The sequence below is a fragment of the Streptococcus mitis genome, from assembly GCF_047462815.1.
In the GTDB taxonomy this organism is placed as follows: domain Bacteria; phylum Bacillota; class Bacilli; order Lactobacillales; family Streptococcaceae; genus Streptococcus; species Streptococcus mitis_DO.
In genome coordinates this window covers 1-1,531 of sequence record NZ_JASHFB010000025.1, presented here as the reverse complement: position 1 = coordinate 1,531, position 1,531 = coordinate 1, and the positions used below count along the sequence as shown (strand labels likewise).

1 protein-coding gene is annotated in these 1,531 nt (G+C 40.0%); it reads right to left on the bottom strand.

Annotated elements, in window-relative coordinates; genetic code table 11:
* Positions 1 to 252: 252 nt before the first annotated feature.
* Positions 253 to 1,419, bottom strand: coding sequence for an IS30 family transposase (locus QM865_RS09095; protein ID WP_414306503.1), 1,167 nt, complete (start codon positions 1,417 to 1,419; stop codon positions 253 to 255).
* Positions 1,420 to 1,531 lie beyond the last annotated feature (112 nt).

Genomic DNA, 1,531 nt, shown 5'->3' with positions numbered 1-1,531 from the left:
GGTAAATTCCCAAACTAAGTTCCACCGCTAGTACAAGTGGAAGTTAGTCTGATAAAAATCCTAAAAACCAGTGGAAATCTGTGTCAGGGTAAATTCCACTGGTTTTACTAATGCTTGATTTCATCGCTTTTGTAACCAAAATGAATCGAAAAAAAGAGCGCACAAAATCCCCTCATCTGAAAGCGTTTCAGATTAAGTTCCGCTATGGTGGAAGTTAGTATGAGACGTTTGAATGGGGTTAAAGATTAGTTTTTAGAACTTATGTTGGAGTAATGTAGAAGACTGGCAGACGTCTTCTGCAGGTATTTTAGAAATGCCGAGAAGCTTAGGAATCTCTTCTCCATAGGTAAAGGCAAAGAGTTCATAGGCTGACTTTCCATTCAAAGCAGCACGTTTGACACTGTTGACATGAGAACAAACGAGATTGATGTCCTCTTGAGTTAGATTATCAAAGGAAGTTCCTTTAGGTAGAATGTCGCGAATCAGCGTGTGATTTTTCTCAATTCTGCCTTTCTGGTCAGAGCGATTAGGGTCACAAAAGAAGAGTTTACACTCTCCTCGCACATCCATTTCGATGTCATCGACCCTGGCAAACTCTCCACCATTATCGGTAAGAATGACAGGAAAAAGTTGGAAGAAATCTTTGTCAGCTTGGTGAAGAGTGTTCTTGATGTCATAGAGGTGTTTGGTAACCTCAAGGGCAGTTTTATTCCCCAGAAGTCTAGCAAAGATAAAGTTACAGAAAGATAAATTGAAGGTGAGTAGGACTTTACCTCCCATTCTGCCTATAACTGTGTCCATTTCCAGCCAAGAGTCTAGTTGATTAAGGACTAAATAGTTTTGGAAATCCTCATAGGAACGGCCTTTTTTAGCTTCTTTAGGGATGGAAGGTAGTTTACTTTTCCGTCTTTCTTTGAATTTAATGGCTCTGGCTAGATCAATAGGAGCGATAGATAGGTATCCTTTTCGGATATGTCGATAGACAGTTGAGGAGCTGACATCAAGGTTATGAGTTTTGAGAATATGATAGATGTGTTGTCCCTTTTTAACACCATCAGAAATGACTTTGTCCATGTCCCAGAAGGCCTTGGAATTAAGGGGAGTTCCTTCACGAGCCTCAACAAGAGTTTGTTCGTACTGTTTTTGAGCTTGTTTAGCGAGGTATAAAATCTTCTTATAGCCACAATTTTGTCTTCTTTTAGGGCATCCATTACAGACAAAGGGAGCTTTGTCGAGTAGAGGGCAAGGAAGGTTATGGCATGTAGACTCTCGGACTTGTCTGTTTCGTTTGACTTCTTTGGAAACGGTTGTCGGGTCTTTTAGAATGGATTGTCCAATAGTTTTGAAGGTTTCACCGCGCTCTAAGCCTAATTGGATATCATTACGGTCTGAAAGGGTAAGGTGTTTATGTTTTGTCATAGTAGACCTCATTTCTAACTCAAACGTCTCATACTTAATTCCACCATAAAAATCCGTTTTAGACTAATTTCCACTTTGGTCAGGCAAGTGGAAGTTACTTTGAGAAGTTAGC